Here is a 15,417-nt window from a genome sequence, read left to right as displayed (position 1 = left end):
TCAATCACCAGGAGGCCGGCCGGGCCAGTCCAAAGCGGTCTTCGACAGACGTATCATCACGTAACAGGCGGGCAGTTCCACGCCCAGGGCCATGGCGCACGCGATGTACCAGTCGATGGGGCCGTCCACGGTCATCACGTCGAACCAGGCGTCCAGCAGCAGCAGCGCCGCGGCCGCGGCGGCGACCGGCGAGGCCGCGCGGCTCCTTCGTATCGCCAGCAGGCCGGTGGCGGTCAGTGTGGCGACCTCGAGCAGATCGAGGCCGGTCCAGGACACCGACCAGTTCTGCGCCGGCACCTCGCCGCCCATGACGGAGCCCAGGTACACGGTCCACGCCAACAGTAAGACGGCCACCGCGAGCAGGATGCGCCCCAGACGGGCGGGCGTCCGAGCGATCAGGTTCGTCAGCATCCCGGAACCGTAACCGGCCCTCGCCGCTGGGGAGTAGCGGTGGTAAATCGCCGCCCCGCTACCGGCGGCTGATCAAGGGGGCTTGGTCAAGACCAGATCAAACCAGGTCCGGTGCTCAGGTATCGAGGGACTGTGGAGCGTTCTTCTGGGAAGTGAGCGGGATTCGCGTTTCGCGGGGCCCGCATCGGGAGCGTCCGTACGTCAACCCACCTGAGAACTCCGAGAGGTCCAAGTCCTTGCTCAACAGAATCACAGACCGTAACCGCGACGAACAGCGTCGTGACGCGCGCACCGGGACGTTATCGGCGGGCGACGGCTCCGGCGTGCTGGCGCGGCTTGAGGGCGTGTACAAGACGTACGGCCGCGGCGACAACACGGTGCGGGCGCTCGACGGGGTGGACGTCGGCTTCGAGGCGGGCACCTTCACCGCCATCATGGGGCCTTCCGGCTCGGGCAAGTCGACGCTGCTGCAGTGCGCGGCGGGCCTCGACCGGGTCGACGCGGGCGAGATCCTGCTGGACGGCGCGCCCTTGCACCGGCTCTCCGAGCGGGCTCTGACCGAGTTGCGCCGCGAGCACATGGGCTTCGTCTTCCAGTCCTTCAACCTGATCCCGGCGCTGACGGCCCGGCAGAACATCGAGCTGCCGCTCCGCCTGGCCGGGCGTCCGATCGATCCGGCGGCCATCGACAAGGGGCTGGCCGAGGTCGGTCTCGCCGAGCGCGGCGAGCACCGGCCCGCCGAACTGTCGGGTGGCCAGCAGCAGCGCGTCGCGATCGCGCGGGCGCTGGTGACCAGGCCCAAGGTGATCTTCGCGGACGAGCCGACCGGTGCGCTGGACTCGAGTACCGCGCGTGAGGTCCTGGCGCTGCTGCGCGGCGTCGTCGAGCAGCACGGGCAGACGGTGGTCATGGTCACGCACGACCCGGTGGCCGCCTCGTACTCCCAGCGGGTCGTCTTCCTCGCCGACGGCAGGGTGACCGGTGAGCTGTTCGAGCCGACGGTCGAGACCGTGGCCCTGCGGATGGCCGCGCTGGAGCCGGGCGAGAGCGGGACGAAGCCGTGCTGAGCATCGCCGCAGCCACCCTCCGGCACCGTCTGATGGGCTTCGTGGGCGCCTTCCTCGCCCTCGCCCTCGGCACGACGATGATCGGCATGATGACGCTGACCCTGGCGGCCACCTTCGGCACGCCGCATCCGGGGCCGCAGCGGTTCAAGGAAGCCTCGACCGCCGTCACGCCGCAGGGCTTCGAGGGGCGCCCGATGAAGGCCCCCGCGGTACTGCCCGCCGACGTCGTGACCAAGGTGACGGCGGCCGGGAAGGCCACCGCCGACCGCAGCTTCCCGGTACGGCTGAGCATCGGTTCAGGGGCGACGACCGGCCACCCCTGGACCTCGGCCGCCTTCGCGGGCTACCACCTCCTGGCCGGGCGCGCGCCCAGGGCCGCGGACGAGATCGTCGTCGCGGGCGGCACCAAGTCGCTGACAGGACGTCGGATCGAGGCCGTCACGGCCGACGGCGCCGGCCCCTACCGGGTGGTGGGGGTCACCGACGCGCTCTGGTTCGAGAACGCGGTCTTCTTCAGCAGTGCCGAGGCGGAGCGCCTGTCGCCCGGCGTCAACGCACTGGTCACCGACCAGAGTGCGAGCCGGGTGTCCACCCTCGTGGGCGGCCGGGCCCTGGTCCTCAGCGGCGACGACCTGAAGCGGATCGACCCCGACGACACCGGCGGCGCCGAGGCGCTGGCCAACGCCCAGGCGATGGCAGGCAGTACGACCGGACTCGCGGTGTGCGTCGCGGTGTTCGTCGTCATCGCGACCTTCGCCTTCGCCACCGAGCAGCGCCGTCGCGAACTGGCGCTGCTGCGGCTGGTGGGTGCCGCGCCGCGGCAGGTGCGGCGCATGGTACTCGGCGAGGCGATGCTGATCGGCCTGGCGGCGGCGGCCGTCGGCTGCGTCCTCGCCCCGCTGTGCACCGTGCCGCTGCGCTCCTGGATGCTCGACCACGACGTCGCCCCGTCCTGGTTCACCATCCCCTTCAACCCGCTGCCGCTGCTGATCTCCTTCGTCGTCGGCGTGGCCGCGGCGCTGGCCGGCTCGGCCGCCACCCTCGTCCGGGTCTCGCTGATCCGGCCGATCGAGGTGCTGCGCGAGAGCGTGGTGGAGCGTCGCGGGATGACGCCGATCCGCTGGCTGCTCGGGATCGGGATGCTGATCGGCGCGGTCGTCGCGGGGATCGTGATCTCCCGGACCTCGCCGTATCTGGCGGCCAGTGCCCGCCGGTACGAGGCGGTGCCGCTCCTCTACGTCGGCGCGGTCACCCTGCTCGCGCCGATCCTGCTGCGACCGGTCACCCGGCTGCTGACCGGCCCGCTGCGCGGCTCGGCCAAGGCCGGACCGCTGCTGGTGCGCGAGAACATCCTCACCTCGCGACGGCGTACGGCCGCCACGGTGGCGCCGATCGTGGTGGCCGTCGGGCTGGTCGGTGCCCTGCTGACGATGCAGAAGTCCGGTGACGCCGCGGTCCTGGTCCGCCAGCGGCAGGAGATCCAGGCGGCGGACGTCGTCGTGCCCGGCGGTTCCGGGATCGACGCCCGCACGCTGGAGCGGCTGACGGCCGTGCCTGGGGTCCGGGTCACCCCCGTCGCTTCGATGAACATCCGGATCGGTACCGCCAAGGGAGAGCAGATCGACTCGCTGACCACCGACGCCGTACCCGCGACGGCGCTGGGCAGCACCGTCACACCGCCCCTGGTCTCCGGTTCGCTCGCCTCGCCGCCGGAGAACTTCCTTGTCATCGACGAGCACGCGGCCCAGTCCGACGACCTGTCGGCCGGGGACCACGTGATCACGCTGCTGCCGACCGGCGAGAAGGTTCCCACCGTCATCGCGGCGGTCGTCGCGCGCGGTCTGACCGGCGACGACACCTATGTGTCCGCGTCACTGACCGGCGCGGTGCCGCCGAACCAGGTCTACCTCGACTCGACGGCGGGCGCCGGCCGGCCGCTCGACGAGCAGCGGACGGCTGCGGTGAACCGGGCGCTGGCCGGCTCCGACGCCCGCCTCCTGACCCATGACGCCTACCTGGAGGCCCAGCACGAGCACGCCGCCCGGCAGACGAACAACGCCGCGGTGGTCATCCTGGGGATCGCACTGGCCTATGCGCTGATCGCGGTCGCCAACACCCTGATCATGGCGATGGCCGGGCGGCGGCGGGAGTTCGCCCTGCTCGGGCTGGCCGGCGCGGTGCGCGGTCAGATCCTGAAGGTCGCTGCCGCCGAGGCCGCCGTGGCGGTGGTCGTCGGCACCGTACTCGCCGCCGTGGCGACCGCACTCGCGGCGGTGTCCCAGCACGTCTCGCTGAGCAGACTCGTGACGGACGCGCCGACGGTGATCCCTTGGGCGCAGGTCCTGGGGACCGTCGCGCTCTGCGCCGTCGTCACAGTCGTCACCGCGTCCGGGGCGACCGGACGGGAGACCCGCCGACGGGCGATCGACGTCGCGGGCATCCGCGAATAGAGCGCAGGTCGCGGGGCCCCGAAGCCCTGCGCACCCGGGCGCGACCACCTCGGACCGACGGCCGCCACCGCCGGAACGAGCCTGGCCGACTCAAGCACGTGGTCGACTGAAGCACGTATCGGAGGGGGGAGCGGCACATGGCCGCCGCCCCCTTTGACTCTCAAGTCGCTTGAGATCCCATAGTGACGGGTGTGAACGAGCTCTACTCCATAGGGAACGTCGCCCGCCGCACCTGCCTGAGCGTGAGCGCGATCAGGTTCTACGCCGACGAGGGCGTCGTCACGCCCACCGGCCTCACCGACGGCGGCTTCCGGCGGTACGACGTGCATGCCATCGCCCGGCTCGAACTCGTGCGCACCCTGCGCGACCTGGGGGCCGGCCTGGACGACATCCGCCGGGTGCTGGCCGCGGAAACCACCCTGCACGACCTGGCCGTCACGCATCTGCGCCTGGTCGAGGACCGGTTGCGTCAGTTCCGGGCCCGCCGCGCCGCGCTGCGGACGTCGACAGGGCCCGGCGCAGCATCGTCGAGTTCGACCCGGACGGCAGGGCGGCACAGTGGGCTGCCACGTCGACCGGCCTGCAGCTGCTGACCAGGTACCACTCCCTGGTGGCGACGATCAACGGCACGCCCCAGCCGGACCCGGACCGGGCGGCCGCAGCCCGTGAGTGGACGGCCGCCGCCCTGCGCCGGGACGCGTAGCGCGCCGTGGACGATCGGCGGAACCGCCAGGCCGGCGTGGCCTCAGCCCCGGCCGAGCGCGGTGCAGACGCACGCTCTGTTGCCTTCGGGGTCGGCGAGCACGGTGAACGACGGATCCGTGTCATCGACCAAGGTGCCCCCGGCGGCGAGGGCGAGCGCGATGCGCTGCGGCGCCGCCTCCGGCGCGAGCCAGAGGTCGATGTGCCAGCGCTGACGCGGAGTCGGGTGGGCGTCGGTCCGCTGGAACCACGTACCGGGCACCCGGTTCGTGGGATCGAAGACGGTGTCGGTCACGGGGGTGTTCTCCGGGTCCCCGGTGAGCAGCGCGGCCCAGAACGGCCCCAGCACGGCATCCGCGGCGGTGTCGACGCAGAGCTCGATCTGGGTGACCTCGCCGGGGACGGCGGTCAGACCGTGCTCCTTCGCCAGCCGGGTGATGGCGCGAGCCCGGTCGAGGTCCCCTGCCGTCACCCCGCGCCGGCCGCTCCCGGGGTCCACGCTGTACAGGGTGATGTCGACGTGTCCCGGCCCGAGACGGACCTCCGGGATGTCGTACCGGGAAGCGGCCGCCTCACGTGCGACGGCCGCCGCGAACTCGGCGCCGCCGACACCGTCCGCGACCCGGTAGCGGGCCACGAGGGGCTGGGCGAGCTTGCGCCAGTCACCGAGCTCGTCCGCGATCGCCCTGAGGATGTCCGGGTTTCCGATGGCGTCCATGCGGGTGATGATGCCAGGGCCCTGGCGATGCGCGGCGGGGACGACGTCGTCGGGTCGCGTTTCAACGGGGGGCGGTTCCCGTCGTCAGCGCGGTCCCGGCGGCGGCCACGACCGTACGGGCCTGCAGCTCGGCCTGGTCGCGCACCGGAACCCAGCGCAGCCGCAGGGCCTGCTCGAAGTCCGCGCACCAGGCGGTGAAGAGTTCGTCGAGATCCCGGTGCAGCCCCGGGGCGGCGGTGTCGTCCGCCGCGGCCAGCAGCCGTAGCAACAAGCCCGCGGCGCGGAGCGGTTGGCGGCGGGCCACGATGTCCAGGGCGCAGACCTGGGCCGTCGTCAGACGCCGGGGACCGTCGGCCGCCTGCCGGGCGAGCGGCTCCCAGGAGTCGGCGACCAGGTCGTACAGACCGTCGGACATCCACTCCAGCACGCGTCGGGGCGGATTGTCCGCGGCCGGCGGCAGGAAGGTGCGCGCCTTGTCGAGGACGGCGGTCACCTGCTGTCCGCCGTCCCGTACCAGCGCGGCCAGGTCGCGCAGCGCGCCGGCGGCGTCCGGGTGCGGGGACGGGTCGGCGGCCAGTTCGCTCGCCCACATGGGCACTTCGACGATCGCGGTGACACCGCCGTACCGCTGGGGCGCACACCAGGTGGACCGGCCGATGTTCTCGGACCCGGCCGCCAGCCGGCCGGTGCTGTCCGGCGGCGGCAGCACGTAGACCCCGGGGCCGGGGTTCTCCCAGTACAGGGCGTCGAACGTGCCGCGCTGGACCGGGATGCCGAGCTCCGCGGCGGACGCCCGGAAAGGGCGCCCGAGTCCGGGGAGGCCGCGGGTCAACTGGACCCAGCTGCCGCCCGCTTCGACGCCGTGCAGGGAGCACTGCAGAACCGGCCCGAGTTCGTCGATCACATCGAACAGGGCCTGCGTCTCCGGGAGTTGCGCCGACTCGATCGGCGCCCACTCCGGCTGCTCCGCCGCGACCGGGCGGTAGGCGCTGCGGTAGTAGGCGTCCAGGGTGTGGCCGGGGCCGGCCGTCGCCTCCTCGATCCCCCGGCTCAGTGCGGCACCGTCCGGATCCAGGCAGAGGACGATGTCCCAGGTGACGAGGGCGGGGTCGATCGCCGGGGACAGGCGGTCGCCGCGTGCCAGCCGCTCCGCCAGGGCGAGCGCGGTCGCGCCGCCGACGGGTTCGTCGGGATGCGGCCGGGCGACCACCAGGACATGACGCGGCCCGTGTCCCACGGACAGCATCTCGACCGGGCGACCGGCACGGGACGTGCCGATCCGGCGCAGCCGGCCGGACCCCGGGAACCGGGAGACCAACTGCCGCGCCGAATCGGAGACTTCCGCGACCGTGGGATAACGGTCCATCATCCGCGTCCGGTCACGAGCCGCCGTTGCCACCGCTGTCGCCGGTGGTCTCCTTCTTGTCCAGCGGCCGGATCTCGATCTTGTTCGCCATGCCGTGTCCTTCCGTCGCCGGTTGGGGCGTGCCGTGTTCGAGGTGCTCTTGCCAGAGTTGGCTCGGCCGACAACTCTTGTCAACGTCCGCTTTTGTTCGGGTAGTTGGGGCTCACGAGATTGGCGTGAAGATGACGGTGCCCGCGATGCGGCGGCCTCGGATCAAGCCGGAACACCGGGCCTACCGGACCGTCGACGGCCATGTACGGATCGGGAGTGTCGTGCACGGCATCGGCGCCGAGGTCCTGGATCCCGACGGCTGGGTGTGGACGCTCGTGGAGGCCATGGACGGTACGCGGAGTCCCGCGGACATCGTCACCGAGGTGTCCCGCCACCACCCGGGGCTGTCGCTGCCGGACCCGGACATCGTCCAGGCGATCACGGACCTGACCACGGCCGGGTACGTGGAGGACGCCGGAGCCGAGCCGTCGGCCGAGCTGTCCGGACGGGAACGCGAGCGGTACGGCAGGGGTATGACGCTGCTGCGCTGGATGGACCTCGGGCCGAGGGAGAGCGCGTGGGAGCCGCAACTGCGGCTGCGCCGCGCCCGGGTCCTGCTGATCGGTGTCGGCGGTACCGGCGGAACCGCCGCACGGGACCTGGTGGCCTCCGGGGTCGGACGGCTGCACTGCGTCGAACCGGACGTCGTCGAACTGTCCAACCTCAACCGCCAGACCCTCTTCCGCGAGCGCGACCTCGGCACGCCGAAGATCGACGCGGCACTGACGGCGCTGCGCGCCCTGAACTCGGACACGACGGTCACCGGCGAACGCCGCGAGGTACACGGCCCGGCGGACCTCGAAGACCTGCTGACCGGTGGTGCCGGCGGTTCCGGTGGTTCCGGTGGTTCCGGTGGTCTTGGCGGTTTTGGTGCTTCCGGCGGTCCGGGCGGCCGCGGTGCCTCCGGTGGCCCGGGCGGTCCGGGTGTTCCCGGTAGCCCCGGCGGTCCCGGTAGCCCCGGCGGTCCCGGCACCGCTTCGCGGTACGACGCACTCCTCCTCGCCGCCGACCGTCCCGCCGTGATCCGCAGATGGGCCAACCAGGTCTGTCTCGCCTCCGGCACACCGTGGGCCGAGGCCGGTTATCGCGGGCCCCTGGTGAGCGTCGGGGTCTTCGCGCCCGGCCGGGGCGCGTGCTGGGAGTGTCTGCGCAGCGCCGAGGCCGAGCGCCGCGATCTGCGGCTCGCGCCCGGCCAGGACGAGGAGGTCGCCTCACCGCGCATGCCGTGGAACCCGGTCAACGCCGTGACCGCGGGCCTGTCCGGCAGCCTGCTGGCCCACGCCGCGCTGATGCTGCTGTGCGGGATCCCCCGGATCGATCCCGGCTACCGGTTCGGCCTCAACCTCATGATGCCCGGCGACCCGGTCATGCAACGCGCGGAGCGCCGCCCCGACTGCCCGGCATGCGGCGCGGCAGCGGCGGCGAGCCCGGCCCCGCTGGACCCCTCGGCCCTCCCGGACCCCTCGTGACGGACACCGCCGCGGAGGGCGTCCCCCGGATCGAGCCGTCGACGCGCGTCCTGCTGCACGACCTCGGTGTACGGCGTGACCGGGACGAGTGGATCGTGGGCCGTATGGCCACCCGGACCTTCGTCGCCCTGCCGGCGGCCGGGGCCCGTGCCGTGGAACTCCTGGGCGAGGGGCTGAGCGTGGGCCGTACCGCGGAGATCCTGTGCGCCGAGACCGGTGAGGAACTCGACATCCCGGACTTCGTCAGGGACCTGGCCGCTCTGGGGTTCGTGGCGCGGATCGGGGACCACCCGGTTCCGGACCCCGAACCACCGCGCGCGTCCCTCCCACGGCTGCGCCCCCACCACGTCCGCTACGCCCTGCACCCGGCGCTGCCCGTCCTCGTCGGGGCCCTGCTGCTGGCCGCCGTGGCGGTCCTCCTCCACCGCCCCGACCTGCTCCCGGGCTACCGCGACCTGCTGTGGAGCCCGCACGGCAGCCTGGTCCTGCTCACCGGGGCGGCGGCCGGCTGGACGCTGCTGCTGGCCCATGAGCTGGCGCACCTGGTCACCGCCCGGGCGGCCGGCGTCCCGGGGAAGATGCGGCTGGGCACCCGGCTGCAGTTCCTGGTCATGCAGACGGACATCAGCGGCATCGAACTGGCCCCCCGCCGCCACCGGTTGACGGCCTACCTCGCCGGCATCGCGCTCAACCTGTCCGTCGCGTCGGCCCTGCTCCTGGTCCTCGCCGCCACGGACACCGCAACGACGACCCACCGGATCCTGGCCGCGGCCCTGCTGCTGGCGCTGCTGCCGTTGCCCTTCCAGTTCATGGTGTTCACCCGCACCGACCTGTACTTCGTCCTCCAGGACCTCACCGGCTGCCGGAACCTGTACGGCGACGGACTCGCCTACGCCCGTTACGTGTTCCGCAGGACGATGCGGCCCCCGGGGCGCCGGGGCGGGGCCGCCGACCCCAGCACCCGGCTGCCCCCGCACGAGCGCCGGGCCGTCCGTCTCTACAGCGCCGTCCTCGTGGCGGGCACGGTGGTCTGTCTGGCCTTCATGGCCGCCGTCACCCTCCCCGCCGACATCACCCTGCTGGTCCGCGCCGCCCGGGGCCTTGGACCGGGCCACGGCCTCGCCCGCATCGCCGACTCGGCCGCGGTGCTGGTCACCCTGGGCGGGGTCAACGTCCTGTGGCTGGTGACCCGGTGGCGCAACCGCCGCTCGCGCCGCGCGGGCCGGTCCGCGGCAACGGGCTGAAGCCGCCTCGGGTGTGCCGCCTGAACTCGTGAAATCCGCGTAACCACCGCTGTGTAGGCTCTGCGCGGCACAGCGCCGGTCGGGTCGAGAGGACTGTAATGGGTTACGCGGAGAGATACCTCGCGGATGACGAGGAGCTGGTGTACGCCACACGCCAGCACTGGACGGAACTGTTCACGGAGTTCGTCCTGTTGGTCCTGGTCTGGCTGGTGGCCGGCGTGCTGTTCTGGCTGCTGGACTTCGGCCCCGCCGCCGACTACGTGGTGGCCGGCCTCGCGGTGATCGCCTCGCTCTGGCTCTGGCTCATACCCCTGCTCGCCTGGCGCGGCACCGTGTACCTCGTGACCTCGAAGCGGATCTACCGGCGCAGCGGCTTCCTGACCAAGACCGAGCACAGCATTCCGCTGTCGCGGATCAACGACGTGTCGTTCAGGGCCACTCTGTGGGAGCGCATCCTGCACGAGGGCACCGTCTCCATCCAGTCCGCCTCCGAGCACGGCCTGCTCACCCTCAAGCACGTCCCCGATCCCGAGCACCTCAACGAGGTCATCAACCAGGCCATGGACGTGGAGGAGCACCGCGCCCAGTAGTCAGTCGTAGTGCAGGAAACGCGGCCACAGGACGTGCCACGGCCGCACCGGGCCGTGGCACAGGTAGACGGCGCGGCCCTGTTCCTCGCTGTCGATGTGGTAGCCGCTGTCCAGCCGGCCCTCGGCACGGCAGTCGGCGAACTGGGCGGACAGCCAGGCCCGGTCGTCGATGCCGACGACGACGGCCGTCCGGGCGGAGTCGGGCGGGGTGCCCAGGGTGCGCAGGGCGTTCTGGCCGCTGTAGAGGACCTGCCGGGGGACGCCGTGGGCGGCGCCGTAGCGGTCGAGGGCGCCGTACTCGCCGTAGTTGCCGGTGATGACGATCGCGCCGGGGCGGTAGACGGCGGCGATCTGGGAGACGTAGCGCGGCCAGCCGATCTCGTCCCCGAGTCCCTGGTCGGCCTCGGCGAGGTGCAGCTTCTCCTGGCTGTGGAGGGAGAGCACCGGCAGGGCGAACGCCACCGAGGTCACCAGGTTCAGTGCGAGGAGGAGCGCGAACAGCGCCCGGCCGCGCCGCCGTTCGGCCAGCCCCCGCGCCACCGGCACGGAACCCACCGCGTACAGCACCAGCACCATGCCCATGGCGTAGTAGGGCTGTGCGGCGACGGCGCAGAGCAGCACCAGCAGCAGGAGATAGCCGACGCCGAAGGCGCGTACGGGCCGTAACTCCGCATTGCGCAGCACCCGGAGCAGGCCCACCACGGCGATGTACGACAGCGGCGGTCCGACGGTGAGGAAGAAGAACGGGATGTTCAGCACGCCGCCCAGGGCGCCCTTGTCCGAGCGGAGCGCGCCGGCCATGGTCAGCACCGGGAAGTGATGGGTGACCTGGTAGACGAGGTTCGGTACGCCGATCAGCGCGGCCAGCCCCGTCCCCGCCCACGGCCACCACGAGCGCAGCACCCGGCGCGGTCCGACCGCCAGCAGACCGGCACCCAGCGCGGCCAGGAGCAGCAGCACCAGCAGCTTGTTGTAGAGGCCCACACCGACCACCGTGCCGACGGCGAGCCACCACCTCGGCTGGTCACGCAGCAGCGCCCGGAAGGCGAACAGGGCGACGGCCAGCCATATGACCATGTCCAGCGACGTGGTCACGAACAGATGCCCGAAGGTCAGCACGAGCGTCCCCGAGGCGGCAGCGGCCGCCAGCGTCTGGGCGCCACGGCCGCCGCCGGTCTCCCGGGCGACCAGCGCGCACAGGTACGCCACCGCGCCCGCCGCCAGGACGGCGGGCGCCCGAAGACCGCGCACGGTGTCCCCGAACACGGCGATCGACGCGCGGGTGAGCAGCGGTGTGCCGGGCGGCTGGTCGACGTATCCCCAGGCGGGATGGCGGCCCAGCACCCGGAAGTACAACTCGTCCCGGTGATAGCCGTACCGCGAAGCGAACATCAGCAGCAACGCCATCACCGCGAGCGCCACCACCGAGACCGGGAGCCAGGCGAAGCCACGACGCTGCGGGCCGGAGTCCGTCACGGCGAGAACGTAGCCGCGCACCCCACGAGTACGGAAGCCGTATGCCGCAAGTGGTATGACGCTACGTCAATTGCGGCATCCGGCACCGGAATAGGAGTTCGGGGATCGGGCGGCAGGATCGCGGCCGGTCCGGAACCCGCGGATCCCCCCGGCGCGCTCACATGATCGAGCCTGTAGTGACGCACTACGGCAAACCGGCGCGCGGGTGGTCCGCTCGATCGCACCGTCGGCTCCTCGGCAACGGCTCGATCGCTTCGTCGGCTCATCGGCCTCGGGCGGCGGCTCCGCGCTGACTTCTCGGCGTCGATCGCGGGCTCCTCGGCGCCGGTCGGCCGCTTGTCGGAGTCCGTCGGCGGCCGGTGCGCGTGGTGGGAGGATGCGGGGACGGCAAGGAAGGGGCGGGGCGCGTGGGGCGGGCGGAGCGGGACGTGGTCGCGAGGGCTGCGCGGCTGCACGAGGCGGCTCGGAACGTGGTCGGCGACCACGGCGGGGCCGTCGAGGCGGTACGGGCGGTTCTGACGCCGATCCACGACACCGCGGTGCGGCGGGAACTCGACGCCATCCCGGTCGCCCGGCTGCAGGACGTCACCGAGGGACGGCTGCGGCTGGGCAGCGTCGAGCAGAGCGGACTGCGGACCGTGGGCGCCGTGCTCGCGGCGGGCCCCTATCGGCTGCGGCAGATCCCCGGCGTCGGACAGCGCACCGTCGACCAGATGCTCGCCGCCGCCCGCAGGCTCTCCGACGCCGCGTACGAGACCGTCGCCGTCCATATCGACGTGGACCGGCCCGAACCGAGCACCACCGCACTCGTCACGGCGCTGCACGTCCTGGTGGAGGCCGGCCCGGACGCCCGGCGCGCCGTCGACCGGGCCGGCACCCTGTCACAACGGCTGGAGCCGCTGCTCGCCGACGCACGGCCCGCCGCCGGGCGGTTCCGGATGCTCCTCGCGGGCCGGGAGAAGAAGGCCCGCGCGCTGACGGCGGTGACCGGACTGCGCACACTGGTGGAGGAGGCGGAGCGGGCGCTGCTGCCCGAACTGTTCGCCCAGGCCTCGGTGGACCTGCTCCGGGGACCGTCGTCCGACCTCGCCGCCTGGGCGGACTTCGAACTCCGCTCCGCCGACTACTACAGCCTGCTCGCGGAGATCTCCGGCGCCGCACCCGACGCGGCCGCCGCCGAGGGTTTCCTGCCGGACGAGATCGCCGAACGGGTCCGGGCCCAGCACCTCGACGACTCGCACCGGCGGGTCTCCCTGCGGGGCTACCAGGCGTTCGGCGCGCGGTTCGCCCTCGCACAGCGCCAGGTGATCCTCGGCGACGAGATGGGCCTCGGGAAGACCATCCAGGCGATCGCCGTGCTGGCCCACCTGGCCGCCGAGGGGCAGAGCCACTTCATGGTCGTGTGCCCGGCGAGCGTCCTCGTGAACTGGACCCGGGAGATCGAGGCCCGCAGCGCCCTGCGCGTGCTGCTGCTGCACGGCCCCGACCGGCGTGACGCGTTCGCCGACTGGAAGGGACGGGGCGGGGTCGGGGTGACCACGTTCGACGCCCTGCGCGGCTTTCCCGCACCGGGCGGCGGCGAGGTCGGCCTGTTCGTGGTCGACGAGGCGCACTCCGTGAAGAACCCCAAGGCCAAACGGTCCCAGGCGGTCGCCGAGTGGGCGGAGCGCTGCGAGCGCACCCTCTTCATGACCGGCACCCCGATGGAGAACCGGATCGCGGAGTTCCGCAACCTGGTCGGGATGCTCGACCGGGGTGTCGCGGAGTCCCTGGACGACGGGGACGCCCTGGCCGGCTCGGTCGCCTTCCGCAAGGCCGTCGCCCCCGTCTATCTGCGGCGCAACCAGCAGGACGTGCTGACGGAGCTCCCCAGCCTCCAGCACACCGACGAGTGGGAGGAGCTGAGCGCGTCGGACGAGGAGGCGTACCGGGAAGCCGTGCGGGCCGGCAACTTCATGGCGATGCGCAGGGCCGCGTATCTGCGCCCGGAGAAGTCGGCCAAGCTGGAACGGCTCCGGGAGATCGTCGAGGAGGCCGGCGAGAACGGGCAGAAGACCGTGGTCTTCTCCAACTTCAAGGACGTCCTGCGCGTGGTCGAGGAGGCACTCGACGGCGGCACCGCGGTCTTCGGCCCGCTCACCGGTGGCGTCCCGGCCGCACGCCGGCAGCAGCTCGTCGACGACTTCGCCACCGCCCCGGGCCCTGCCGTGCTCCTGGCGCAGATCCAGGCGGCGGGCGTCGGCCTCAACATGCAGGCCGCCTCCGTCGTGGTCATCTGCGAACCGCAGATCAAGCCCACCATCGAACACCAGGCGGTGGCCAGGGCCCACCGCATGGGCCAGGTCAGACCGGTCCGTGTGCACCGCCTGCTCGCCACCGGGGGAGTGGACGAACGCCTGGTGAGGATGCTGGAGCGCAAGACCCGTCTGTTCGACGCCTACGCCCGCCGCAGCGCGGTGGCCGAGGCCACCCCGGACGCGGTCGACGTCTCGGACCTCGAACTGGCCCGGCGGATCGTGGAGGAGGAACAGGCACGCCTGGGCATGACGGACGGGAACCCCGTCGAGCGGGCGGAGGCGTGACAGGCCCCGGCGGCCGGTACCGAACTCCCGGGCAGGGGTGAGCCCCTACCCCGACTCGCGCACCCGCAGCTCCGCCCCCACCGTCAGTTCGTCGGCGCGCAGCGGGCCGCCTCCGGTCAGCAGGCGGGCCGCCTGTTCGACGGCGAGCGCGCCGAGGCCGCGGGTGTCCAGGGCCACCGTGGTCAGCGGCGGCTCCACGAGCGTGCCCAGCCGCAGACCGTCGAAGCCGATCACCGCGAGGTCCCGGGGCACCTCCCGGCCCAGCCGGCGCGCGGCGCGCAGCGCCCCGACGGCGATGATGTCGTTGAAGACGAACACGGCGGTCAGGTCGGGGTGCCGGGCGAGGAGTTCCCGGAGCGCCCGCTCCCCGCCCTCGACGCTCTGGTCCGCGCGGGCCACCGAACCCGCGTCCAGTCCGCACGCGGCCATCGCGCCGTCGAACCACTCGTGCCGGACGCTCGGCTCGGACCGTTCCGCGTGGTCCAGCATGCCGATGCGCCGGTGCCCCGCCCCGGTCAGATGCCGGATCGCCGCGTGGACGCCCGCCTCGCCGTCGATCCGGATCGAACTGAACCGCTCGGTGCGGTGCTTGCGGTCGATGAGGACCACGGGGAGTCCCCGGGTGAGCTTCGCGATCTCGTCCTCCGGCAGGCTCAGATAGCCCACGACCGCGTCCACCTGCGAGGCGATCACCTCCAGCGTGCCCCGCTCCTCCTCGACACGGTCACCGGTGTCGTACACGACCACATGCCAGCCGCGGGCCCGGGCCGCGTCCAGCGCGGCCGCGGCGACCTCGGTGAAGAACGGGTTGAGCAGATCGGGGATCACCAGTCCCACGCTGAACGTGTCCTGCCGCACCAGCCCCCTGGCGAACCTGCTCGGCCGGTACCCCAGTGCGAGGGCGGCGTCCAGGACGCGCTGCTTGGTGGAGACGCCGATCTCGCCCTTGTCGTTGAGCGCCCGTGACACGGTCTGCCGGGACACGCCCGCGGCCTCGGCCACATCGTCGATGGTCACCCTGCGGGGTCCGGTCCCCGACGACGCCATCACTCACCTCCGCGAAATTGCCGACGCGCCCGCGTCGCAGGGACACCGAGTATGCCCCCCGGCCGGCGTCCTCAGCCTTGACACCCGGCCGGACCGGAGCCCACACTCCCAATCGCTTCCCGTTACCGCTCCCGTGAGCGCTCACGGTACCGCTCTCGACCCCTCGTTCCAACCAGAAGGCAGCGCCACCAGGTGCCAACGTCAA

Annotated in this window: 12 protein-coding genes; 7 read left to right on the top strand and 5 right to left on the bottom strand. The window is 72.6% G+C overall.

Translation table 11 applies throughout. The features are described 5' to 3' along the window. Window positions 1-411 carry a hypothetical protein gene (locus tag EDD90_RS20405; RefSeq protein ID WP_123974402.1) on the bottom strand — a complete coding sequence of 137 codons (411 nt, stop codon included), beginning with the start codon at window positions 409-411 and terminating at the stop codon, window positions 1-3. A gap of 236 nt (window positions 412-647) precedes the next feature. Between EDD90_RS20405 and EDD90_RS20400 the strand changes: the two genes are divergently transcribed. The 3 genes from EDD90_RS20400 to EDD90_RS20390 all read left to right on the top strand — a co-directional run bounded on the left by EDD90_RS20400 (window position 648) and on the right by EDD90_RS20390 (window position 4,521). After that, on the top strand, window positions 648-1,478 hold the full coding sequence (locus tag EDD90_RS20400) for an ABC transporter ATP-binding protein (RefSeq protein WP_398924868.1): 831 nt from the start codon (window positions 648-650) through the stop codon (window positions 1,476-1,478). Next, window positions 1,472-3,928 carry an FtsX-like permease family protein gene (locus EDD90_RS20395; protein ID WP_123974401.1) on the top strand — a complete coding sequence of 819 codons (2,457 nt, stop codon included), beginning with the start codon at window positions 1,472-1,474 and terminating at the stop codon, window positions 3,926-3,928. The genes EDD90_RS20400 and EDD90_RS20395 overlap by 7 nt, the downstream gene beginning before the upstream one ends. 191 nt (window positions 3,929-4,119) lie before the next feature. Next, window positions 4,120-4,521 carry a MerR family transcriptional regulator gene (locus tag EDD90_RS20390; RefSeq protein ID WP_260327957.1) on the top strand — a complete coding sequence of 134 codons (402 nt, stop codon included), beginning with the start codon at window positions 4,120-4,122 and terminating at the stop codon, window positions 4,519-4,521. A gap of 152 nt (window positions 4,522-4,673) precedes the next feature. Here EDD90_RS20390 and EDD90_RS20385 read toward each other — a convergent pair whose 3' ends face one another. Together EDD90_RS20385 and EDD90_RS20380 are read right to left on the bottom strand one after the other, a co-directional pair. Continuing rightward, window positions 4,674-5,348, bottom strand: coding sequence for a VOC family protein (locus EDD90_RS20385; protein ID WP_123974400.1), 675 nt, complete (start codon window positions 5,346-5,348; stop codon window positions 4,674-4,676). Window positions 5,349-5,409: 61 nt separating this feature from the next. Next, window positions 5,410-6,714, bottom strand: a complete 1,305-nt coding sequence (locus EDD90_RS20380; RefSeq protein ID WP_123974399.1) for a M14 family zinc carboxypeptidase — start codon at window positions 6,712-6,714, stop codon at window positions 5,410-5,412. Window positions 6,715-6,935: 221 nt separating this feature from the next. Here EDD90_RS20380 and EDD90_RS20375 point away from each other — a divergent pair, with 221 nt between their 5' ends. The 3 genes from EDD90_RS20375 to EDD90_RS20365 all read left to right on the top strand — a co-directional run bounded on the left by EDD90_RS20375 (window position 6,936) and on the right by EDD90_RS20365 (window position 10,107). Further along, complete coding sequence (locus EDD90_RS20375; protein WP_123981416.1) at window positions 6,936-8,273, top strand: ThiF family adenylyltransferase; 1,338 nt, start codon at window positions 6,936-6,938, stop codon at window positions 8,271-8,273. Beyond that, the gene (locus tag EDD90_RS20370; protein ID WP_123974398.1) at window positions 8,270-9,517 is read left to right on the top strand and encodes a hypothetical protein; all 1,248 of its coding nucleotides are present in this window, start codon (window positions 8,270-8,272) and stop codon (window positions 9,515-9,517) included. The genes EDD90_RS20375 and EDD90_RS20370 overlap by 4 nt, the downstream gene beginning before the upstream one ends. 98 nt (window positions 9,518-9,615) lie before the next feature. Continuing rightward, window positions 9,616-10,107 carry a PH domain-containing protein gene (locus EDD90_RS20365; protein WP_123974397.1) on the top strand — a complete coding sequence of 164 codons (492 nt, stop codon included), beginning with the start codon at window positions 9,616-9,618 and terminating at the stop codon, window positions 10,105-10,107. On the opposite strand, the gene EDD90_RS20360 is transcribed toward EDD90_RS20365, so the two are convergent. Beyond that, on the bottom strand, window positions 10,108-11,583 hold the full coding sequence (locus tag EDD90_RS20360) for a glycosyltransferase family 39 protein (protein ID WP_221305114.1): 1,476 nt from the start codon (window positions 11,581-11,583) through the stop codon (window positions 10,108-10,110). 407 nt (window positions 11,584-11,990) lie between these two features. On the opposite strand from EDD90_RS20360, the gene EDD90_RS20355 reads away from it, so the two are divergent. Continuing rightward, window positions 11,991-14,165: a DEAD/DEAH box helicase gene (locus EDD90_RS20355; protein ID WP_185149167.1), complete on the top strand. Its 2,175-nt coding sequence runs from the start codon at window positions 11,991-11,993 to the stop codon at window positions 14,163-14,165. A gap of 45 nt (window positions 14,166-14,210) precedes the next feature. Here EDD90_RS20355 and EDD90_RS20350 read toward each other — a convergent pair whose 3' ends face one another. Then, window positions 14,211-15,212, bottom strand: coding sequence for a LacI family DNA-binding transcriptional regulator (locus tag EDD90_RS20350; RefSeq protein WP_123974395.1), 1,002 nt, complete (start codon window positions 15,210-15,212; stop codon window positions 14,211-14,213). Window positions 15,213-15,417: the final 205 nt, after the last annotated feature.

The sequence above is a fragment of the Streptomyces sp. Ag109_O5-1 genome, assembly GCF_003814875.1.
In the GTDB taxonomy this organism is placed as follows: Bacteria; Actinomycetota; Actinomycetes; order Streptomycetales; family Streptomycetaceae; genus Streptomyces; species Streptomyces sasae.
Note: the sequence above shows the minus strand (reverse complement) of the source record. Positions and strands in the feature narration are given on the sequence as shown.